The following is a 21,854-nucleotide window of genomic DNA, read 5'->3' on the forward strand; positions in this document are numbered from 1 at the left end:
CGATTCCACCTGCAGGCAGATGAAACCGGCTTCGTGCAGTCAGACGGTCTTGGAAATCCGTGCCGCCATCAACGCCCAGCCAAACAGCAGCAGGCAGACAATTGCCAGCGGCCACGAGCGCCAGTGCAGATAAGGCGTGAGTTCATGCATTGGCACTACTTCGCCGTACAGCACGCCGCGCTCGAACTGCGGAATCTGCTCGGTGATTTTGCCAAACGGGTCGATCAGCGCGGTCACGCCATTGTTGGTTGCCCGGATCATCCAGCGGCCCGCTTCAAGAGCGCGCATCTGGGCCATCTGCAAGTGTTGCAGAGGGCCGATCGAGGTGCCGAACCAAGTGTCGTTGCTGACCGTCAACAGCAGGTCGCTTTGCGCCGACAGGCCTGCAGCGAACTCTGGATACACCACTTCGTAGCAGATGAACGGCGCGATGTGGTAACCCTTGGCCTGCAATAACGCCTGATCGTTCGGCCCGCGGGCGAAGTCCGACATCGGCAGGTCGAAGAAGGAAATCAGCCCGCGCAGCAGGTCCTGCAGCGGCACGTATTCACCGAACGGCACCAGCTTCTGCTTGTAGTAGGTGCCGTCACCCTGGCCTGCAACTGTGATGCCGTTGTAATAACGATACTCACCGCGCCCGGTCGGTTCGCGCACCGGTACGCCAGTGATCAGCGCCGCGCCGCGGTCCGAAGCGAACTTGCCCATCATCGACAGGTAGCCTTCTGCGCTTTCCTTGAGCACCGGTACGGCGGTTTCCGGCCAGACGATCAGGTCTGCCTGCTGCGAGCGGAAGGTCATGTCGCGGTACAGCGCCAACTGATCGTTGAGCTTTTGCGGGTCCCACTTCATGCTTTGTTCGACGTTGCCCTGCATCGCCGCCACTTTCAATGGCGCGCCGGACGGCGATGTCCAGGCGTGCCCCTTGAGGGCCAGGCCTGTCACCCACGGGGCCAGCAACAGCACCACGCCCATGGCCAGAAACGATTTGCGTGCACGCAGGCGGTGCAGGTTGCACAACAGTGCAGCAGTCAGCGCCAGCGAGAACGAAATCAGCCATACGCCGCCGACAGGGGCGAGCCCGGCCAGTGGACCGTCGAGCTGACTGTAGCCGGAATAGAGCCACGGGAAACCGGTGAGAAACCAGCCGCGAAACGCCTCCTGCCACAGCCATAGCGCTGCGAAGGCCAGCGCGTCGGCCAGCGGTGCTTCATTGCGACGCAGCCAGCGCGCCCACACACAGGCGGGCAGGGCGAAGAACAGGGCAATGGCGGCGATGAACAACAACATCAACAGCCCGGCCAGCAGCACGGACGCGCCGCCGTAGGTGTGAATGCTGACGTAGATCCAGCTGGTGCCGGCGCCGTACAGACCGAAGCCGTAGCACCAGCCACGGGCCAGTGCCTGGCGCGGGTTCAGTTCGCGCAGGCCCAGATAGAACATCGCCACTGCCACCAGCACCAGAGGCCAGAGGTCAAAAGGCGCCAGGGCCAGGGTCGTGAGCCCGCCAGCCGCCAGGGCCAGCAGGTTACCGGGCCAGCCGGGGCGGGTTATCCAGCGCATGTAGATTCCTTAAAGCAGCATCGAGTGTTTACGGACGTGAAATGGGCGTCACGCGCAGCAAATGAATGCGACGGCTGTCAGCGCTCAGGATGCGGAAACGATAGGCACCGATTTCAGTGATTTCGTTGCGCTTGGGCAGATGGCCGAAAGCATTCATCACCAGACCGCCCACGGTGTCGAACTCGTCGTCCGAGAACGTGCTGTCGAAGAATTCGTTGAAATTCTCGACCGGCGTAAGGGCCTTGACCAGGAAGTCTCCGCTGGGCAGCGGTTTGATGTAGCTGTCTTCCTCGACGTCATGCTCGTCTTCGATATCGCCGACGATCTGTTCCAGCACGTCTTCGATGGTCACCAGGCCTGCCACACCGCCGTATTCGTCAATGACGATGGCCATGTGGTTGTGGTTGGCGCGAAACTCGCGCAGCAGCACATTGAGACGCTTGGATTCGGGCACGAAGGTGGCCGGACGCAGCAGCTTCTTGACGTCATCGCTGTCGCCGTCGGCCTTGAGGATCAGCGGCAGCAGATCCTTGGCCAGCAGCACACCGAGCACGTCATCGTGGCTCTCGCCGATCACCGGATAGCGCGAGTGCGCAGCATCGATGACCGCAGGCAGAAACTCACGGGGTGTCTGGGTCGCCTTGATGCTGATCATCTGCGAGCGCGGCACCATGATGTCGCGTACTTGCAGGTCAGCCACTTGAATGGCGCCCTCGACGATGGCCAGCGCTTCGCTGTCCAGCAGTTTGTTCTGGTGGGCTTCGCGCAGCAGCTCAAGCAGCTCCTGGCGGTTTTTCGGCTCATGGACAAAGGCCTGGGTCAGTTTACCCAACCATGACTTTTGCCCGTTGCTCGATCGGTCTTCGCTCATAGCCCTTACTCGTGGTCCTTGCTTGGTGTGTCTGAATGTGGATGGTCGGCACTTTCGTCGTCGGCGTAAGGATCGGGATAGCCCAGCTCCTCAAGCAACGTTCGTTCCAGTGCTTCCATTTCGTCGGCTTCTTCATCGTCTATATGGTCGTAACCCAACAAATGAAGGCAACCATGAATGACCATGTGCGCCCAGTGCGCGTCGACGGACTTGCCCTGTTCAACGGCTTCACGGTTGACGACCGGAACGCATATGACCAGATCGCCCAGCAACGGGATGTCCAGCATGTCGTCCGGAACGTCTGCCGGGAATGAAAGCACGTTTGTTGCGTAATTTTTGTGTCGCCAGGTGTGATTGAGCTCACGCCCTTCGCTTTCGTCAACCAGGCGGATGGTCAGCTCGGAGTCGGCGCTGCGCTGACGCAAGCCCATTTCGCACCAGAGGCGGAATTGGGCTTCGTCAGGGGCGCTTGTCTCGCTTGCGACCTGAAGGTCCAGCTCAAGCATCGCGGTGGTTGTCCCGTGAGTAACTGTTGTTGCCCGACGGACCATCACTGAGGCGGTCGTCGAAGCGCTCGTAGGCTTCGACAATGCGCTGCACCAGCGGGTGGCGAACCACATCCTTGGGTTTGAAGTGCGTAAAGCTGATGCCCGGCACATCCTTGAGCACATCGATGACATGGGTCAGCCCGGAGCGAGTGCCTTTGGGCAGGTCGACCTGAGTGATGTCGCCGGTGATCACGGCAGTGGAGCCGAAGCCGATACGGGTCAGGAACATCTTCATCTGCTCGACGGTGGTGTTCTGACTTTCGTCGAGAATGATGAAGCTGTTATTAAGGGTGCGTCCGCGCATGTAAGCCAGCGGTGCCACTTCAATGACCTGCTTCTCGATCAGCTTGGCGACGTATTCGAAACCGAGCATCTCGTACAGCGCGTCGTACAGCGGGCGCAGGTACGGGTCGATCTTCTGCGCCAGATCACCGGGCAGGAAGCCCAGCTTCTCGCCAGCCTCGACTGCCGGGCGCACCAGCAGGATGCGTCGAATCTGCTCGCGCTCCAGGGCATCCACCGCACAGGCCACCGCCAGATAGGTCTTGCCGGTACCCGCCGGGCCGATGCCGAAGTTGATGTCGTTGCTGAGGACTTCCTTGACGTAACGCTGCTGGTTCAGGCCGCGCGGGCGAATCATGCCCTTTTTGGTGCGCAGCGAGACGCCGACTTCGGCGGCAGGGTGATTGTCCAGGCCGTCCACCCCCGATTCCTGAAGGAACAGGTGGACCATGTCCGGCGTCAGCTCGGTACCTTTGGTTTCCCGGTACAGGCGGCGCAGAAGGTTCTCGGCGGAGTGGGTTTGAGTGGTCGCGCCAATAAGCTCGAATTGATTGCCGCGATTGCGGATCTCGATGTCCAGGCGTTGCTCGATCAGGCGCAAGTGCTCGTCGAGTTGCCCGCACAAGTTGGCGAAACGATGGGCCTCGAAAGGCTCGAGGGTGAAGCGATGAGGTTCTATGGGTGCGTTCAAGGTCGTTTAATGGCCGTCCGGCGGCAATTGAGATGTATTGAAGAATACCCCTAGCGCTGGTTGTGCGAAAGCTTTGCCTTGTTAAAGGCCGCGCCAGGGATTCACCGTGCTCAATGGTAGGGACCGCGCAGAAACGAATTCATTCGGCGATTCGTTTCTGCGGCGATACTCAAGCTTTACTGTAGCAGCGAGCCGCGCAACGAGTGAGGCTGCGCATCATCGATGTGTACGTCGGCAAACTGCCCGATCAGTTTGGGGTTGGCGCAGCGAAAATTGACGATCCGGTTGTTCTCGGTGCGGCCCTGCAGTTCGCCTGGGTCTTTCTTCGAGTAGTCGGTCACCAGAATGCGCTGGATGCTGCCCACCATTTGCCGGCTGATCTCGAAACCCTGCTGGTTCAGGCGATGTTGCAGCGCGGCCAGTCGCTCTTTCTTCAGGGCTTCCGGCGTATCGTCCTTGAGGTCCGCGGCGGGCGTGCCCGGACGTGGGCTGTAGACGAACGAGAACGAGAAGTCGAAACCCACGTCCTCGATCAGCTTCATGGTGTTGTCGAAATCCTTTTCGGTCTCGCCGGGGAAGCCGACGATGAAGTCGGAGCTGATACTGATGCCCGGCACTGCAGCCCTGAGCTTGCGCAAGCGGGACTTGTATTCCAGCGTGGTGTGGTTGCGCTTCATCGCCGCCAGGATGCGGTCGGAGCCCGATTGCACAGGCAGATGCAGGTGCTTGACCAGCTCCGGCACTTCCGCATGGGCCTGGATCAGGCTGTCGGAAAATTCCAGCGGGTGCGAGGTGGTGTAGCGGATGCGGTCGATGCCATCGACGGCGGCGACCACGCGGATCAGGTCGGCCAGGTCTGCAACGCGTCCGTCGTGGGTGGTGCCGCGATAACCGTTGACGTTCTGCCCCAGCAGGGTGACTTCACGCACGCCGTTTTCGGCCAGGTGGATGACCTCGCTCAGCACGTCGTCGAACGGACGACTGACTTCCTCGCCACGGGTGTAGGGCACCACGCAGAATGTGCAGTATTTGCTGCAGCCTTCCATCACCGACACATAAGCGCTCGGGCCATCGACGCGCGGCTCGGGCAAGTGGTCGAATTTTTCGATTTCCGGGAACGAGACATCGACCTGCGGCAAGCGGGTCACGCGTGCGGCGTCGATCATTTCCGGCAGGCGGTGCAGGGTCTGCGGGCCGAACACCACGTCCACATAGGGCGCGCGATCACGAATCGCTGCGCCTTCCTGGCTGGCCACGCAGCCGCCGACGGCGATGACCATTTCCGGATTGGCCAGCTTCAGCTCACGCCAGCGGCCGAGCTGGGAATAGACCCGGTCCTGGGCGCGCTCACGAATCGAGCAGGTATTGAGCAGGATCACGTCGGCGTCTTCCGCGCGAGCGGTGACTTCCAGGGCCTGATGTTCGCCCAGCAGGTCGACCATGCGCGAGCTGTCGTACTCGTTCATCTGGCAACCGTGGGTTTCGATATAAAGCTTTTTGGCCATGCGTGATGATCAACCGTGTCAGTGAACCGCGCATTATAAGGATGAAGGGCTCGGGTTCCTAGCGTCGGCTGTCCGACGAGGCGGGCGGACATGCTATAGTCCGTGCCCCTTTTTCATCTCTGATCGTTACCCGCCCGTTATGACCAAACGCGAAGCTCCAATCTACAAGGTGATTTTCCTCAACCAGGGACAGGTGTTCGAGATGTACGCCAAGCAGATCTACCAAAGTGATCTGTGGGGCTTTCTGGAAGTTGAAGAATTCGTCTTCGGCGAGCGCACGACCGTTGTGGTGGACCCGAGCGAAGAGAAGCTCAAGGCCCAGTTCGAAGGTGTGGTGCGCAGTTTTGTGCCGATGCATTCGATTGTGCGCATTGATGAAGTCGAGCGCATGGGCACGCCGAAGATCAGTGAAGCGCGCGGCACCAGCAATGTGATGCCGTTCCCCATGCCGATGCCGGAAAAGTAAGCGTTGCAGGTTTGAATCGCGATTGCCCTGAGAAATTTCTGATCAGGGCAACGGAGAGAACGGACTGCGCCCTTCGGCGGTCTGCAATTCAAGCAGGTATTTGCGGAAAATCTGCCCGAGTACCTGAGTGGCCACTTCGAGCTCGTCACGCTGCATCTTCGCCGAAACTTCGTCGGCAGCGTCCAGCGCCTCTTCCGAACCGTTGACCGCAGCCATCTTCAGCACGATGTACGCCTGAATGTTGTTGGCCTGCACACCCTCGCCACGGCTGAACATCAAGCCCAGCTGATATTGCGCCTGGGCATGGCCCTGCAGCGAAGCCTGCTCGAAATAATTCAGCGCCTGCGGCAAATCGCGAGGTGCATTTTTGCCCTCGTAATAGAACTCACCCAACTCGTACTGCGCCTGCGCGTCCCCACCCTTGGCGGCCTGCTGACAGGCTTCGAGCGCTGCAGGCAGGTTTTCTGGCTGGGTATTGAGGGTGCAACGACCCATCGCCGGGACTAACAACGAGTTGCCGCCGGCAGTTGCCAGCAGGGGATAGACAAGCAACAGGCAGCCCAATACAAGGGTGCGGCCGGTGCGGTTCATGGGAGTCGACTTACCTCTGAAAAAGGTGCGGGCATGCCCGACCAGCTAAACGTGCTGGCTGCGCATTATGAAATAAGCAGAGCCAACCTTACAAAGTCTTTACGGATTTTCTGCTGCACGGCCTGAAAACATCCTTTTTTACGGGCGGATTACCTGAAAGAGGGGTGTCGTCAGCGTGTATGTGCCGCGTTCGCATTGCATTGTAGAAGCAAAATACATACTTAACGTTCAGTTTCATTCGCAGTCATCACTCGCGCCGGTTCACTGACACCCTGCACGAGTGATGCCTGACGAGCTTATTTCAACGCAGCGAATGCCTTTTCTGCAGCATCCAGGGTCAGATTCAGCTCGGCATCGCCATGGGCGATGGAGGTGAAACCCGCTTCGAAGGCACTCGGTGCGAGATACACGCCGCCTTCCAGCATCAGGTGGAAGAAACGTTTGAAGCGCTCGGAGTCACTGGTCATCACGTCTTCGAACGTGACGATTTCCTTGGCTTCACTGAAGTACAGGCCGAACATGCCGCCGGCCTGGGTCGTCACGAACGGGATACCTGCGGCATCGGCGCGCTGTTGCAGACCTTCGAGCAGGCGGCGGGTGTAGTCGCTCAATTCATCGTGAAAGCCGGGACGGCTGATCAGGCGCAGGGTGGTCAGGCCGGCGGCCATCGCCAGCGGGTTGCCCGACAGCGTGCCGGCCTGATAGACCGGGCCGAGCGGTGCGATGTGCGACATGATCTCGCGTTTGCCGCCAAAGCAGCCGACCGGCATACCGCCGCCGATGATCTTGCCGAAGGTGCTCAGGTCGGGCGTTACGCCGTAGTAGGCCTGTGCGCCGCCGAGGGCTACGCGAAAACCGGTCATCACTTCATCGAAAATCAGCACCACGCCGTGCTCGTCGCACAGATCACGCAGCCCTTGCAGGTAGCCAGGCGCAGGCGGCACGCAGTTCATGTTGCCGGCCACCGGTTCGACGATGATGCACGCCACTTCCTGACCCACTTCGGCCAGCAGTTCACGCACGGCGTCGAGGTTGTTGAAGGGCACGGTCAGGGTGTGTTTCGCGAAGGCTGCAGGTACGCCAGGCGAGCTCGGCACGCCCAGGGTCAGTGCGCCGGAGCCGGCTTTGACCAGCAGGCTGTCGGAGTGACCGTGGTAGCAGCCTTCGAACTTGAGGATGCTGTCGCGGCCGGTGAAGCCGCGGGCCAGGCGGATCGCACTCATGGTTGCTTCAGTGCCCGAGCTGACCATACGGACCATTTCCATGGACGGCACCAGTTCGCAGACCAGGTCAGCCATTTCGGTTTCCATGGCCGTCGGTGCACCGTAGGACAGGCCGTGTTCCAACTGGCTGCGCACGGCATCGAGCACGTCCGGGTGGCTATGGCCAAGAATCATCGGCCCCCACGAGCCGACGTAATCCACATAACGCTTGTCGTCTTCGTCAGTCACGTAGGCGCCCGCAGCGTGCTTGAAGAACAGCGGCGTGCCACCCACGCTCTTGAAGGCGCGAACCGGCGAGTTGACGCCACCGGGGATGTGTTTTTGGGCGTTGGCGAACAGTGTTTCGGAACGGGACATGATCGGGTCTCTGCTTTGAAACGGGGAATTCGTGTCTACGCTGGGGTCAGCCGAGGCGGGCAGCTTCAGGGTGGGCTGCTTTATTGGGTGGCATGAGCCAGAGAAGGCGCAGGAACGCGCACTATATCAAATGAAGCACGGCTGCGAATGAGGAACCACGTACTTGTGGGAGCGAGCTTGCTCGCGAAGTGGGCAATGCAGGCCCCGAAAATAACGGGTCTAAACCATCGCCTTCGCGAGCAAGCGAAGCGTCGCCCGGCTCGCGCCCACAGTGATTGCGCTCTACAGCAGCGCCGTGAATGCACGCGCCCGGCGCGTCACTTCCTGGGTATTCTCAGCGCCGAACAGGCCGTGCACCACGGCGAGCAGATCGGCCCCATGCTCGACCAGTTGCGGTGCGTTCTCCAGGGTAATCCCGCCAATCACTGCAATCGGCAGGTGGACCCTGGCACGTACCTGAGCGATCAGGTCCAGCGGCACTGCCGGGGCACCGGGCTTGGTCAGGGAATTGAAGAACCTGCCAAATGCAACGTAGGTCGCGCCGTCAGCCTTGGCTTGCTCGGCCAATTCCACGCGGCCATGACAGGTGGCACCGACAATCGCCTTGTGCCCCAGCAGAGCGCGGGCATCGGGCAGCGAGCCGTCGGACTGTCCCAGGTGCACGCCCACCCCCAGGCGCGCAGCCAGCTCAGCGTCATCGTTGATGATCAGCCGGGTCTTGTAGCGTTCGCAGAGCTTGAGCAGTTCGGTCGCTTCGCGCAGACGGCGGGACTCGTCGCTGTTCTTGTCGCGGTATTGCAGCAGCGTCACGCCGCCGTCCAGCGCAGCTTCGACGTACGAAAGAAATTTCCCGGACAGCAACTGGCTGTCGGTGATGGCATACAGGCCACGCAGCTTCATGAATCGACCCTCATGGCGATGTATTACGAACAAAAATCCAGCGGCAGCCGACGTGGCACGAATTGCCCCCGGCCCAGCTGTTCGGCATCCCTCAGGGTGCGCCAGGTGTAGTCGAGTGCCGACTTCACCGCACTGACCAGTTCTTGCCCCTGAGCGATGCGCCCGGCCAGCGCGCTGGCCAGGGTACAGCCAGAGCCGTGATAGCTGCCGGGCAGACGTTCGCAGACGAAGGTGTGCGTCTGGCCACCACGCAGGTACAGACGGTTATGGATTTGCTGTTCATCACCATGACCGCCAGTGATCAGCAGATATTCACAAAACGGCAGTAGTTTGTCAGCGCATTCATCCGCAGTACCTTCGGGAAGTTCGGCAAGGATGCGGGCTTCCGGGAGGTTCGGGGTGGCGATGGTGGACAGTGGCAACAGGCGTTCGCGCATGGCGTAGCCGACCTCGTCCTTGCCCAGTCTGCCGCCGCCGCCAGCGCGCAACACCGGATCACAGACCATGGGCAAATGCGGGTGAGCCAGAAGCAGATCGACTACGGTATCGACCATTTCCAGTGAGCCCAGCATGCCCAGCTTGACGGCTGCTACGCTCGAATCATTGAGGACTGCATTGGTTTGCGCCATCACCCATTCGCGATCCAGTACGCGGAAATCACTGACATTGACTGTGTCTTGCACCGTAAGCGCGGTAATGACCGGAGCGGCATGGCAGCCTTGGGCGAGCAGGGCTTCTATATCGGCCTGCATGCCGGCACCGCCACTGGGGTCGTGGCCGGACAGGCAAAGGACTACGGGGCGGGAGCTATAGATATTCATGGTGCGCGAGCTTATCACTAAACCTTTCGCGGGCCGCTCGGGGTGCCGGTTTTTTCTTGCGGATCGAGGTCAGTCGTCGACAACGGCAGGCTCGACAAAACCTTAAAAAGTACTCATGTTTGCTCTGCAGTCACCGATATAGAGCTATTGCCTTGATTTTGATCACGATACTGTCTTTAAGTTATTAGCGGCTATGCTTGGTTAGCAAGGCGGACGAATCACGGTCAGGATTCTTACTGATGTCTGCCGGTACATGTGCACGTTCAATGGTCTGTTTGAATCATTAGCCTGTTTCAAGGATAGAAATTTGCGGGACGTCGTAATCAATGGATGGATTGAACGCGACGACCTACCTTGGGGCTTCAATGCGCTATCTGCTGATCATTCTGGCTCTTTGGCTGCCGTTGCAGAGTCATGCCGTCGAGCTCGATGAAAACACTCGTTTTCTGCCGTTGGGCCGTGCCATTCAGGTATTCGAAGACCCGACCGGCGAGGCGACCATCGAAAGCGTCAGCGCTGCGGCTCACGCCGGTGCCTTTCAGCCCGTGCCTGCCGGGACCTTCAACGCCGGGTATTCGCGTTCCGCCTTCTGGCTGAAAGTCGAGCTGACCTATCGCCCGACCGATGCAAGCATCCATAACGACTGGCTGCTGGAACTGGCCTATCCGCCAATGGACCACATTGACTTCTACGGCCCGGATGCCGACGGGCAGCCCACTCGCGCCTGGCATACCGGCGATATGTTGCCGTTCTCCAGCCGTCAGTTCGCCCAGAACAACTACCTCTTCCAGTTGGACCTGCCGCCTGGCCAGACGCGAACCCTGTACATGCGTATTCGCAGCGAAGGCGCCGTTCAGGCACCGCTCTACCTCTGGTCCACCCATGCCTATCTGGATGCGCAGCCCTCCAAGGTTTACGTCTTCGGTCTGATCTACGGCGTGCTTCTGGGCATGCTGGTCTACAACCTGTTTATCTACCTCAGCGTTCGTGAGGTGGATTACCTGTATTACCTGCTGTACGTCGCCTCGTTCGGGCTTTACCAGATGTCGATCAACGGGGTTGCCATCGAATACCTGTGGCCCGACAGCCCCTGGTGGGCGAATGCGTCGACCCCCTTCCTGATATCGCTGGCGACGTTATTCGCGTGCCAGTTTTCGCGCAGCTTTCTGGGCACGGCACAACTGAGCCGCTGGCTGGACCGGCTGCTGCTGGCGGTCATCGGCGCTGCCGTACTGGTCATGGGCATGGCCTTGTTCCTCAGCTACGGGCCGGCCCTGCGCGGCGCGGCTCAGCTGGTCATGGCGGGCGCCGTGACGATCTACCTGGCGGGTATCGTTGCGGTCATCAAAGGTGAGCGGGTCGGGCGCTACTTTGTGCTCGCCTGGTCGGTGTTCATGGTCAGCGGACTGATCTTCGGCTTGATGCTGCTCGGCTATCTGCCCAATACCTTCCTGACCATGTACGCCTCGCACATCGGCACGGTGCTGGAAATGGCGTTCCTGTCGATGGCGCTGGCCGACCGTATCAACCACGCCCGCAGGCAGCAGGCGCAAACCTTGCTGGCTGCCGGTCAGGATCTGGAGCGTCTCAACCAGCAACTGGCCAACAGTAATCGGCTGAAGGACGAGTTCCTCGCCACGCTCACTCATGAACTGCGCACGCCGATGAACGGGGTGATCGGATCGCTGGAGGTCATGCAGACGCTGGACATGGACGACGAAGTCGAGATGTATCAGCAAACCGCTGCCAGTTCGGCGCGCGACATGATGAGCATGATCAACGGCATCCTGACCCTCACTGAGTTGCAGGCCGGTGTGCTGTACGCCGACTGCGAGTCGTTTGCGCCCAAGGATCTGGCCGACAGGCTGGCGGAGCGCTTCAGCGGCGCGGCTCATGCCAAGGGCCTGATATTGACGCTCGATCTGGACGATAAACTGCCGCCGAGCCTTCGCGGCGACGCGAGCAAGCTCTACCAGTGCATCGAGTGCCTGGTGGACAACGCCATCAAGTTCACCCGAAAGGGCGCAGTGCAGGTGCGTTTCAGTGGTCATCCGCAGGACCTGGAGCGCCTGTACCTGCGGGTCGAAGTAATGGACAGCGGTATCGGCTTCAGCCGCCTGGACGAAGCCCGGCTGTATCAGCATTTCTTTCAGGTCGATGGCTCCATGACCCGCGAATACGGCGGGCTGGGCATCGGTCTGGCGATCTGCCGGAAACTGGTCGAGTTGCAGGGTGGCGAGCTGAGTCATCGTTCCGAACCCGGCAAGGGCAGCTGTTTTACGCTGAGCGTCCCGATGCTGATGGTCGTGCCGGGCGCAGTGCGCAGAGCGCCTGAACTCAAGGCTCAATGGGGTATATAAGCCGCCTTATAGCGTCATCAGCTGAAAGCTCAGACAGTTAGGCGGCTACGGCACTTTTGCGATGGCCGGGGGCGTGATTCACTGTGTGCACGTTGCGTGTACTCAGGCAGGAGATGACTCATGAACCTGAATCAATTCGCCGAAACCCACGAAGTCACCAATCAACCGCCGCCGCTCGACGGGGCAAACCTCTACCGTATCGACGTGCCGCTTCAGGAGTGGAGCAGACGATTCGGTGCGGGCTGGGCGCAGCCGCGCATCGACGCCTATGGTGCGCTGGCAGGGGGGCCGCTGATGGCGGCCGGCTTTCTGGCCAATCAGCACAAGCCCGAGTTTGTCAGCCATGACCGCTACGGGCACCGCATCGATCTGGTCGAATTCCACCCGGCGTATCACCAGTTGATGAGCACGGCCATCGAGCACGGCATTCCATCTTTGCCATGGACCGATCCGCAGCCCGGTGCGCAGGTGGCACGCGCGGCCATGAGTTATCTGCATACCCAGGCAGAGCCCGGCAGCGGCTGTCCGCTGACCATGACCTTCGCTAGCGTTCCTGCGCTCAGGCTGCAGCCGGACCTGGCTGAAATCTGGCTGCCCAAGGTGCTGTCGACTGAGTACGATCCACGTAACGCAGGCATTGCACACAAGCGTGGCGCGACCATCGGCATGGCCATGACCGAGAAGCAGGGCGGCACCGACGTGCGTGCCAATACCACTCGTGCGTTCCCGGTGGGCGCAGGTGGTCCCGGCCAGGCCTACGAGCTGGTCGGGCACAAATGGTTCTGCTCGGCACCCATGTGCGATGCATTCCTGACCCTGGCGCAGACCGACAAGGGCCTCAGCTGTTTTCTGCTGCCGCGCCACCGGCCGGACGACACCCGTAACGAGTTCTACATTCAGCGCCTGAAAAACAAGCTCGGCAATTGGTCCAACGCATCCAGCGAGGTCGAGTTTCGCGGCGCGCTGGCATGGATGATCGGTGAGGAAGGGCGCGGCGTGCCGGCCATCATCGAAATGGTCGCCATGACCCGTTTCGACTGCATGATCGGCTCCAGTGCCCTGATGCGTCAGGCGCTGACTCAGGCTACCCACCATTGCGCGCACCGTGCGGTCAGTGGCCGGTTGCTGGCCGAACAGGCGTTGATGCAGAACGTGCTGGCTGACCTGGCGCTGGAAAGCGAGGCCGCGCTGGCCCTGACCCTTCGGATGGGGCGCGCGCTTGACCACCTGGATGATGATCACGAAAAGCGTTTTGTGCGTCTGGTCACGGCAGTGGGCAAGTACTGGATCTGCAAGCGCGCCCCGGCCATGATCAACGAAGCCGCCGAGTGCCTGGGCGGCGCCGGTTATGTCGAGGACAGCATTCTGCCCCGCTTGTACCGCGAGGCGCCGGTCAACTCGACATGGGAAGGCTCTGGCAACGTGCAATGCCTGGATGTGCTGCGAACCCTGTCCAAAGAGCCCGGCGCGCTTGATGCGCTGTTCGACGAATTGGGCGACGGGCATGGCGACCGGCATCTGGCGGCGCACATCGGCAAGCTCAAGGCCGCGTTTCAGGACACCGGCGACCTTCAGTACCGCGCCCGCCAACTGACCGAAGACATCGCCATCGCCTTGCAGGGCAAGTTGCTGCTGGAAGCGGGTAACGCGGCGGTCAGTGACGGCTTCATTGCTGGTCGGCTGGTGTCCGGCGGGCGGGTGTATGGCGCATTGCCCAGAGGCGTTGACGTCGAAACATTGCTGCAAAGGTCCTCGCCGCAGGTGGCATGAGCACGCGAACCCGTTACGATGCACGTCTGCAAGATCAGACAGGACATGAATCGTGACCCAAGCCTTTGTTGTTGTCGACACCGCCGAGCAGGCTGTAGAGCGGCTCGCCGAGCTGCATGAACGCGCCACCAGCGCGTTGAGTCAGGCGCTCAAGCGCTACCTGAAAGACCGCGTCGAACCCACTGCCGAAGAGCGAGCGCAATTCAGCTACCCGGAACTGCGCCTGGTCTACAAATGCCAGGGCGAAGTGCCGGTGACCACGCGCGCCTACGCCAAGGTGCAGCTGCCGGGCACTTACAGCGTCACCGTCACGCAGCCCAAAGCCTTCAAAAAGTACCTGCTCGAACAACTTGTCCCGCTGATGAACGATTTCACCGTGACGGTCGAAGTCGGCATGAGCGAGCAGAGCATTCCTTATCCTTACGTGGTCGAGCAGGGCGACGAACTGGCCGGCACCGGCGTCACCGCTGCGGCGCTGGCACGGGTGTTCCCGAGCACCGACCTGTCGGCTGCCACCGATGGTATTGCCGATGGTCTCTATGACTGGGCCAACGTCGACCCGCTGCCACTGGCGCTGTTCGACGCTGCGCGGGTGGATTTCTCGCTGCGCCGTCTGGTGCATTACACCGGCAGCGACTGGCGCCATGTGCAGCCGTGGATTCTACTGACCAACTACCATCGCTATGTCGACCAGTTCATTCTGCATGGCCTGGAAAAGCTCCGCGAAGACCCGCGTTTCGTGCGCATGGTCCTGCCGGGTAACGTGGTCGTCGACAAGAGCATGGGCCAGGACGAAGCTCAGGCCATCGTCGCCAGCGTGGTCTGGCACCGCTATCAGATGCCGGCCTACCACCTGATCGCCGAAGACGGTCACGGCGTGACGCTGGTCAACATCGGCGTCGGCCCGTCCAACGCCAAGAACATCACGGATCACCTCGCGGTGCTGCGTCCGCATTGCTGGCTGATGATCGGTCACTGCGGCGGCCTGCGTCAGTCGCAGACCATCGGCGATTACGTACTGGCCCATGCCTACATGCGTCGCGACGGTATTCTCGACCGTGTACTGCCGCCGCACATCCCGATTCCGGCCTTGGCCGAAGTGCAGCTGGCCTTGCAGGAGTCGGCTGCGCAGATTACCGGCGAGCGCGGCGAAGAGCTCAAAAAGCGCCTGCGCACCGGTACGGTATTGACCTATGACGACCGTAACTGGGAATTGCGTTGGGCTCAGGAACGTCCGCTGATCAACCTGTCGCGTGCCGTGGCGGTCGACATGGAAAGTGGCACCATCGCCGCTCAGGGTTATCGCCTGCGTGTGCCTTACGGCACGTTGCTGTGCGTATCCGACAAGCCGTTGCACAGCGAAATCAAGCTGCCGGGTTCGGCGAATGCGTTCTATGAGCGTGCGGTCAGCCAGCACTTGAAGATCGGCATCGCCGCGCTGGACCTGATGCGTACCCAACTGAACTCGTTGCACTCGCGCAAACTGCGCAGCTTCGACGAGCCGCCATTCCGTTGATGGCATGCCGTTAATAGATTGGTATTTGCACGAAGGGCTACTAAAGTGGCCCTTTCTGTTTTCCGATTGCTGAATTCTCATGTCCCGCACCCAACGCCCCGTTTCCCGCCGTCCTGCTTCCAAACCGGCAGGCGCTGCCCGGCGTGTCGCCAAGGCGCCACCGGCCGAGCCGAAGCTGATCCTGTTCAACAAGCCTTTCGACGTGCTGACCCAGTTCAGCGATGAGGAAGGGCGGGCCACGCTTAAGGACTTTATCAAAATCCCCGGCATCTATCCGGCCGGACGCCTGGATCGCGACAGCGAAGGTTTGCTGCTATTGACCAATGACGGCCAGTTGCAGGCGCGCATTGCCGATCCTAAACACAAACTGGCCAAGACCTACTGGGTGCAGGTCGAAGGCGAGCCGAGCGATGAGCAGTTGCAGCAGTTGCGCGACGGTGTCCAGCTCAACGACGGGCCGACCTTGCCCGCCGAAGCGCGGCAGCTCGATGAACCGCAACTCTGGCCGCGCAATCCGCCCGTGCGCTTTCGCAAGAGTGTGCCGACAAGCTGGCTGGAACTGGTGATCAAGGAAGGGCGCAATCGGCAGGTGCGGCGCATGACCGCTGCCGTCGGCTTGCCGACCCTGCGGCTGGTGCGGGTCAGGATTGGCGACTGGACGCTGGATGGCCTGGATCAGGGCCAGTATAGGGAAGTCGCCGCAAAACTGTAATGCCGGTGCTGGTTCAGTTGCGCAGGTGAGTCAGCGGCATTTCGGTGCTGGCCAGCACTTGATTGAGGACAAAGCTCGATTTGACGCTGGTCACGCCCTCGATCCGGGTCAGATGGCCCAGCAGCAGTTTCTGATAGTGATCCATGTCCGGCACCACCACTTTCAGCTGATAGTCCGCGTCCATGCCGGTCACCAGGCTGCATTCCAGTACCTGAGGCAGGTTGCGGATCTGCTGCTCAAAGTTCTCGAAACGCTCGGGCGTGTGCCGGTCCATGCCGATCAGCACGTAGGCGGTCAGGTTCAGCCCCAGTTTCTTGCGATCCAGCAGGGCAACCTGGCGCACGATGTAACCGTCGTCTTCCAGTTGCTTGACCCGGCGCGAGCAGGGCGACGGCGACAGACCAATGCGTTCGGCCAATTCCTGGTTGGATATCCGTGCGTCCCGTTGCAATTCAGCCAAAATGCTCAGGTCGTATCTGTCGAGCTTGCTCACGATGCACCCCATTATCAATTCAATTGCGCTGGATTATTCATCTGAAGTCAAAAATTGCGCAAGTAATGTTTTAATCCGCAATATTAGCAATCCTCTGCCTTAGCCTCAGGCCTATTCTTTTAAACAGAATCACTGCCCGGACACAGCGTCCAGCGCGACCCGCCGAATCAGGCCAGTCGCGGCCTCCCACCCGACAGGGTGTGTCAGGCCCCCGGGCTACATACTGTCCAGAAGACGGCATGAGGTGAGCCAGCGTCAAAAGCGCTGCGCCAGGACGAAGTATCTCAAGGGGGCCATCTGGTCCCCTTTTCTTTGTCTGCTGATAAAGTGCGCAGAACGGCGCTACGCTTAAACAGTCTTAATGACGTCAACCCGCGCTCTAGTGAGGAAAGCATGAAATCTGGCATCTGGCAGTTTGCGGGTGTAAGTCTGTTGTGTCTGAGCATCAGTGCTCAGGCACTGGCCGACGAACGTGATGATTCACCGCGCAATCAGCTTTACGGCAGCCCCGGTGAAAACGGGCAGCAGCGTCAGCAGCAACAACAGCGTGCTCAAGAGCAGAATAATCAGCAGCGCCAGATCCAACAGCAGCAAAACCAGCAGCGCCAGGTCGAGCGTGAGCAGCAACAGCAGATCTATCAGCAGCAGAACAACCAGCAACGTCAGATTCAGGAACAGCAGAATCAGCAGCGTCAGGTTGAGCGTCAGCAACAGCAGCAGATCCAGCAACAGCAGATTCAGCAGCGCAACGTCGAGCGCCAGCAGCAACAGCAGATCGAGCAGCAACAGCGCGATCAGCAGCGCCAGATTCAGCAGCAGCAAAACCAGCAGCGTCAGCAGTTGCGCCAGGCTCAGGACAACCTGCCGATCCAGAGCGGTCCGAAAGAGGCATGGCAAACCCAGCCACCGCGGCAGGGCTATTACCAGGACATCCCACGCGGCAACAACCGCAACTGGCAGGCCGGTAACGGCCGGCCGAATGATCACTGGGAAGGACGTCCCGACGGGCGCGGCAATGGCTGGGGCCCAGGCCCGCAATATCGACCTGGCTACGCGATAGATCGCGTACCGGGCGGTTATTCGCGCATTCCTTACCGCGGCCAGGACTATTTCTATTCGCAAGGCTACTGGTATCGCCCACAGGGCCCGCGTTATGTCGTGGTGACGCCGCCCTATGGCGTGCGCGTGCGCAGCCTGCCGTCCTATTCGAGAGAAGTGTGGATCGGCAGCAGCCTGCTGTTTCTGGCTGCCGGGACCTATTACGCCTACCAGCCGGACAGCCAGGACTATGTAGTGGTCAATCCGCCGCAGAACGAAGCCGTGTATCAGGCTCCGCCGGCTGAACAACAAGGTAATGGCTACGATCCGGTGGCCTACCCTGCCAACGGGCAGAGCCCGCAGCAGGTCGAGCTGGATAAATACCAGTGCTACCGCTGGGCTGCGGAGCAAAGCGGTTTCGACCCGGCCAATGTCACCGGCCAGCCACCGCCTGACGTGGTCGACCTGTATCGTCGCTCGATGGGCGCGTGTCTGGCCGGGCGAGGCTACAGCGTCAACTGACCCCGATCAGGCACTGGCCTGCTTGACGACTTCCTGAGGGTCGGCGTGTACCAGCACTTCGGCCTTCGGGAATTGCTTGTGAATGGCGTCAGCCACCTGGTCACAAATGGTATGGGCGGCCGACAGCGTCAGGCTGCCCGGCAGCTCCAGGTGCAACTGTACAAACCAGTGATTGCCGGAGATTCGTGTACGCAGATCATGCGCCCCGAGCACGCCCGGCACGTCGCACGCCAGTGCCAGCATTTGCGTGCTGACATCGGCGGGCAATTCGGCATCCATCAGCACCGATATCGTTTCGCGGGCGATTTGAAAGGCGCTCCACAAGATATACAGCGCGATGCCCAGACCAAAATACGCATCCAGCTGCTGCCAGCCGAAATACGCCAGCGTCAGCGCCACCAGAATGCTGGCATTCAGCAGCAGGTCTGAGCGGTAGTGCAGCGAATCAGCGCGGATCGCTGCCGAGCCGGTCGCCTTGATCACCCGGTATTGCAGGGTGAGCAACGCGAGCGTCAGCGCGATGGAAATCACCATCACGACCATGCCCAGCAGTGGCGCGCCCAGCGGCTGGGGGTTCTGAATGCGTTCGACTGCCTGAACGGCAATCAGCACACCACTGACGGTGATGAACAACGCCTGTGCCATGCCTGACAGCGCTTCCGCCTTGCCGTGGCCGTAGCGATGATCGTCATCGGCAGGCCGCAATGCGTAATGCACCGCCAGCAGATTGAGAAACGAGGCTGCGCCATCGAGCAGCGAGTCGGTGAGACCGGCCAGCAGGCTCACCGAACCGCTCAGCCACCAGGCAACCCCCTTGGCCAGGATCAGCGTCGTGGCAACCGCCAGCGAGGCCCGCGTCGCGAGACGCAGCAGTCGGGAATGTTCGGCAGTGGTGCTCATGACGCTTCCTTGAACGGGATCGATATCAGGCGGCCGGGACCAGGCCCAGTGCTGCCAGTTGTTCCACACTGCCTTTGTGCTGGATCAGGCGTGGGTCGTTCAACGGCAGGGAACGGCCCAGCTCGGTTTCAATGATGGCTTGCAGCTTGGTGTTGTCGACGCTGCCGTCAGCCTTGAGCGCTTTTTGCAGCTTTTGCGGATCGATCTGCGCATGCTCGCCGGGCCCGTAATAGATCGCGCCGGTGGCGAAGTCCACGGCAAACGCAATCACGCCTGGAACGATATAGAACAGCAGCGCGAAAGCATCCAGTGCCGCAATGGCCGGGTCAACCTTGCCATCGATCTGACCACGACGATCAGGATAGAAAATACTGCCGCAGGCCGAAATCTGAGTCAGCAACGTGGCGACCAGAACGCCACCGATCAAGCGAGAAGGAATGCGCATGGAAAGCTCCTGAGATGAATAGGGCAACTATACAAGGCAATGACTGCAAGGCTAAGACTATTGAGTGATGGCGTGGTTCGGCGGTCATGGAGTTAACCGAAATGCGACGTGCAGCGCCCCGAACTGCAGAATCGCAGGGGCGTGAGTTTGCTCACGAAGGGGCCGGAGCGGGCGCTGAAGATCTATCGACGCAGAGATCGGCTGACCGCTGGACTAAAACAGCTTCCGCGCCGATGCCCCTTACCGACCACGATTAACATCTGGTTTACTGTGCCGCACGATAATTACAAGAACTCAGGAGTCATGTATGCAACCGATTCGTCTCGGTCTGGTGGGCTACGGCAAAATTGCGCAGGATCAACACGTTCCAGCGATCCACGCCAACCCCGCATTTGAGCTGGTGGCCGTGGCTACGCAAGGCCAGCCGTGCGCCGGGGTAGAGAATTTCAAATCCCTGGGCGAACTGCTTGCAAGCGGGCTGCAGGTTGACGCGATTGCGTTCTGTACGCCCCCGCAAGGTCGATTTGCACTGGTACAAGAGGCATTGGCGGCCGGCAAACACGTGCTGGTCGAGAAACCGCCGTGCGCGACGCTGGGTGAGGCGATGGCGTTGGTGGCGCAAGTGTCGGAGCAGGGCGTCAGCGGTCTGTTCGCCTGGCATTCGCGTTACGCGCAGGGTATCGAAGCGGCGCGTGAGTGGTTATCCACCCGCACCCTGCAGAGCGTTCAGATCGACTGGAAAGAAGACGTGCGCAAATGGCACCCCGGTCAGGCGTGGATCTGGCAGCCTGGTGGCCTTGGCGTGTTCGATCCGGGCATCAATGCCCTGTCGATCGTGACGCATCTGCTGCCACTGCCATTGTTCGTCGAGTCTGCCGAACTGCGCGTGCCGAGCAATTGCCAGTCGCCTATCGCCGCGTCCGTAAAGATGTCCGACACGCGCCATCTCGATATCCGCGCCGAGTTCGATTTCGATCATGGTCACGACGAACTGTGGAGCATCGAGATTCGCTGCGCCGAAGGCACTTTGCGCCTGGACAGCGGCGGTGCGGTGTTGAGTATCGATGGCGTACGTCAGGCTGTATCGGAGGAGGGCGAGTACGCAGCGGTGTATCGACACTTCCAACAGTTGATCGGCAACAGCGCCAGTGATCTGGACCTGCAACCGTTGCGGCTGGTCGCGGACAGTTTTTTCGTGGGCAGCCGGGCATCTGTTGAACCGTTCTACGACTAACAGCCTCTCAGGTACAGGTGGGGGCAAACGCGCTGCGCGCCCCCGCATACGTCAGCCTGACAAGAGAGTAGAAATTGGACACAAAACAGCCTTGGCCTTCCAGTGAGCAGGAGTTGGTAGAAGTACGACGGTTCAATAAAACCCTCGCGCGGATGCCACGTTTCCAGATTCGCAATCGCGTCACGCCCCGGCTGATTCAGGCGCTGTTGCGTGCGGCGCAGATCGGCAGCGCCTTGAAACCGGGAAGGCATGACCTTCGCATCGAGAAAAGAACGGTCAGCTCGGATAACGTACCGGTGCCCGTGCGCATCATCCGACCCAAAGGCAAACCCAGGGGCGTGGTGTTCGATATCCACGGCGGCGGATGGGTGATCGGCAACGCCCAGATGAACGATGATCTCAACGTCGCCATGGTCAACGCCTGCGACGTGGCCATTGTTTCGGTCGATTATCGACTTGCTGTGACAACCCCCATCGAGGGCCTGATGGAGGATTGCTTTTCTGCGGCCTGCTGGCTGTTGGGGAAAGACTGCGAGGAGTTTGCCGGCCTGCCGGTTATCGTGGTCGGCGAATCCGCCGGCGGGCATCTTGCCGCAGCCACCCTCTTGAAATTGAAAAGCCGGCCCGATCTGCTCGAGCGGATAGTGGGTACGGTCCTGTACTACGGCGTCTACGACCTGACGGGGACCAACAGCGTACGTACCGCGGGGCCCGAGACGCTGGTGCTGGACGGTCCGGGCATGGTCGGCGCCATGCGCGTGCTCACCCCCGATCGAAGCGACGATAAACGCCGCGAGCCGCCCCTGTCGCCGCTGTATGGCGATTTGACCGGTCTTCCGCCCGCGCTGATGTTCGTCGGAGAGATCGATCCGCTGCTGGATGACACCCTGCAAATGGCCGAGCGCTGGGCCAACTCGGCAGAAGTCGAAATGCACCTCATGCCCGAGTCACCGCACGGCTTCATCCACTTCCCGACCACGTTGGCGCGCAAGGCGCTGGCGCGCAGCCGGGAGTGGATCAACGAGCGGATCGATGCGCTGGGTTGAGCT

Annotated in this window: 20 protein-coding genes; 8 read left to right on the plus strand and 12 right to left on the minus strand. The window is 60.6% G+C overall.

Features of this window, described 5'->3' with window-relative positions; all coding sequences use genetic code 11:
* Positions 1-39 precede the first annotated feature (39 nt).
* The 5 genes from lnt to miaB form a co-directional block, all read right to left on the minus strand.
* The gene (gene lnt / locus BLR20_RS20025) at positions 40-1,560 is read right to left on the minus strand and encodes an apolipoprotein N-acyltransferase (RefSeq protein WP_054993689.1); all 1,521 of its coding nucleotides are present in this window, start codon (positions 1,558-1,560) and stop codon (positions 40-42) included.
* Positions 1,561-1,588: 28 nt separating this feature from the next.
* On the minus strand, positions 1,589-2,431 hold the full coding sequence (locus tag BLR20_RS20030; RefSeq protein ID WP_003368790.1) for an HlyC/CorC family transporter: 843 nt from the start codon (positions 2,429-2,431) through the stop codon (positions 1,589-1,591).
* Between the two features lie 5 nt (positions 2,432-2,436).
* Positions 2,437-2,937, minus strand: a complete 501-nt coding sequence (gene ybeY, locus BLR20_RS20035) for an rRNA maturation RNase YbeY (protein WP_010427228.1) — start codon at positions 2,935-2,937, stop codon at positions 2,437-2,439.
* Positions 2,930-3,952, minus strand: a complete 1,023-nt coding sequence (locus tag BLR20_RS20040) for a PhoH family protein (RefSeq protein ID WP_010427226.1) — start codon at positions 3,950-3,952, stop codon at positions 2,930-2,932. Before BLR20_RS20040 ends, ybeY begins: the two co-directional genes overlap by 8 nt.
* Before the next feature lie 176 nt (positions 3,953-4,128).
* Complete coding sequence (miaB, locus tag BLR20_RS20045) at positions 4,129-5,457, minus strand: tRNA (N6-isopentenyl adenosine(37)-C2)-methylthiotransferase MiaB (protein WP_010427225.1); 1,329 nt, start codon at positions 5,455-5,457, stop codon at positions 4,129-4,131.
* 139 nt (positions 5,458-5,596) lie between these two features.
* On the opposite strand from miaB, the gene BLR20_RS20050 reads away from it, so the two are divergent.
* Complete coding sequence (locus BLR20_RS20050; RefSeq protein ID WP_003313868.1) at positions 5,597-5,923, plus strand: DUF1820 family protein; 327 nt, start codon at positions 5,597-5,599, stop codon at positions 5,921-5,923.
* A gap of 42 nt (positions 5,924-5,965) precedes the next feature.
* Here BLR20_RS20050 and BLR20_RS20055 read toward each other — a convergent pair whose 3' ends face one another.
* The 4 genes from BLR20_RS20055 to BLR20_RS20070 form a co-directional block, all read right to left on the minus strand.
* Positions 5,966-6,514 (minus strand): tetratricopeptide repeat protein, encoded by a 549-nt coding sequence (locus BLR20_RS20055; protein WP_010427222.1) that lies wholly within the window; start codon positions 6,512-6,514, stop codon positions 5,966-5,968.
* A gap of 296 nt (positions 6,515-6,810) precedes the next feature.
* On the minus strand, positions 6,811-8,094 hold the full coding sequence (gene hemL, locus BLR20_RS20060; RefSeq protein WP_010427220.1) for a glutamate-1-semialdehyde 2,1-aminomutase: 1,284 nt from the start codon (positions 8,092-8,094) through the stop codon (positions 6,811-6,813).
* Positions 8,095-8,376: 282 nt separating this feature from the next.
* Positions 8,377-8,994 (minus strand): thiamine phosphate synthase, encoded by a 618-nt coding sequence (thiE, locus tag BLR20_RS20065; protein ID WP_010427218.1) that lies wholly within the window; start codon positions 8,992-8,994, stop codon positions 8,377-8,379.
* Between the two features lie 23 nt (positions 8,995-9,017).
* Complete coding sequence (locus tag BLR20_RS20070; RefSeq protein WP_054993690.1) at positions 9,018-9,815, minus strand: hydroxymethylpyrimidine/phosphomethylpyrimidine kinase; 798 nt, start codon at positions 9,813-9,815, stop codon at positions 9,018-9,020.
* Positions 9,816-10,180: 365 nt separating this feature from the next.
* Here BLR20_RS20070 and BLR20_RS20075 point away from each other — a divergent pair, with 365 nt between their 5' ends.
* From BLR20_RS20075 to BLR20_RS20090, 4 genes are all read left to right on the plus strand, one after another.
* Positions 10,181-12,175 (plus strand): sensor histidine kinase, encoded by a 1,995-nt coding sequence (locus tag BLR20_RS20075; protein WP_054993691.1) that lies wholly within the window; start codon positions 10,181-10,183, stop codon positions 12,173-12,175.
* A 120-nt stretch (positions 12,176-12,295) separates the two neighbouring features.
* Positions 12,296-13,945, plus strand: coding sequence for an acyl-CoA dehydrogenase family protein (locus BLR20_RS20080; RefSeq protein WP_054993692.1), 1,650 nt, complete (start codon positions 12,296-12,298; stop codon positions 13,943-13,945).
* A gap of 52 nt (positions 13,946-13,997) precedes the next feature.
* Positions 13,998-15,461: an AMP nucleosidase gene (gene amn / locus BLR20_RS20085; protein WP_010427210.1), complete on the plus strand. Its 1,464-nt coding sequence runs from the start codon at positions 13,998-14,000 to the stop codon at positions 15,459-15,461.
* 79 nt (positions 15,462-15,540) lie between these two features.
* Complete coding sequence (locus BLR20_RS20090; protein WP_010427208.1) at positions 15,541-16,173, plus strand: pseudouridine synthase; 633 nt, start codon at positions 15,541-15,543, stop codon at positions 16,171-16,173.
* Positions 16,174-16,186: 13 nt separating this feature from the next.
* Here the strand turns inward: BLR20_RS20090 and BLR20_RS20095 are convergent, their stop codons facing one another.
* Positions 16,187-16,666 (minus strand): Lrp/AsnC family transcriptional regulator, encoded by a 480-nt coding sequence (locus BLR20_RS20095; protein ID WP_002555305.1) that lies wholly within the window; start codon positions 16,664-16,666, stop codon positions 16,187-16,189.
* A gap of 393 nt (positions 16,667-17,059) precedes the next feature.
* Between BLR20_RS20095 and BLR20_RS28150 the strand changes: the two genes are divergently transcribed.
* The gene (locus BLR20_RS28150) at positions 17,060-18,226 is read left to right on the plus strand and encodes a DUF6515 family protein (protein WP_074595001.1); all 1,167 of its coding nucleotides are present in this window, start codon (positions 17,060-17,062) and stop codon (positions 18,224-18,226) included.
* Positions 18,227-18,232: 6 nt separating this feature from the next.
* Here BLR20_RS28150 and BLR20_RS20105 read toward each other — a convergent pair whose 3' ends face one another.
* Entirely contained in the window at positions 18,233-19,126 is an 894-nt protein-coding gene (locus BLR20_RS20105) for a cation diffusion facilitator family transporter (protein WP_054993693.1), read from the minus strand.
* A 25-nt stretch (positions 19,127-19,151) separates the two neighbouring features.
* A complete protein-coding gene (locus tag BLR20_RS20110; protein WP_003340868.1) occupies positions 19,152-19,571 on the minus strand; it encodes a hypothetical protein in 420 nt (139 codons plus the stop codon).
* A gap of 307 nt (positions 19,572-19,878) precedes the next feature.
* Between BLR20_RS20110 and BLR20_RS20115 the strand changes: the two genes are divergently transcribed.
* Both BLR20_RS20115 and BLR20_RS20120 read left to right on the plus strand, forming a co-directional pair.
* Entirely contained in the window at positions 19,879-20,805 is a 927-nt protein-coding gene (locus BLR20_RS20115; RefSeq protein WP_054993694.1) for a Gfo/Idh/MocA family protein, read from the plus strand.
* 74 nt (positions 20,806-20,879) lie between these two features.
* Positions 20,880-21,851 (plus strand): alpha/beta hydrolase, encoded by a 972-nt coding sequence (locus BLR20_RS20120; protein ID WP_054993695.1) that lies wholly within the window; start codon positions 20,880-20,882, stop codon positions 21,849-21,851.
* The last annotated feature ends 3 nt before the right edge of the window (positions 21,852-21,854 follow it).

The sequence above is a fragment of the Pseudomonas congelans genome (genome assembly GCF_900103225.1).
In the GTDB taxonomy this organism is placed as follows: domain Bacteria; phylum Pseudomonadota; class Gammaproteobacteria; order Pseudomonadales; family Pseudomonadaceae; genus Aquipseudomonas; species Aquipseudomonas congelans.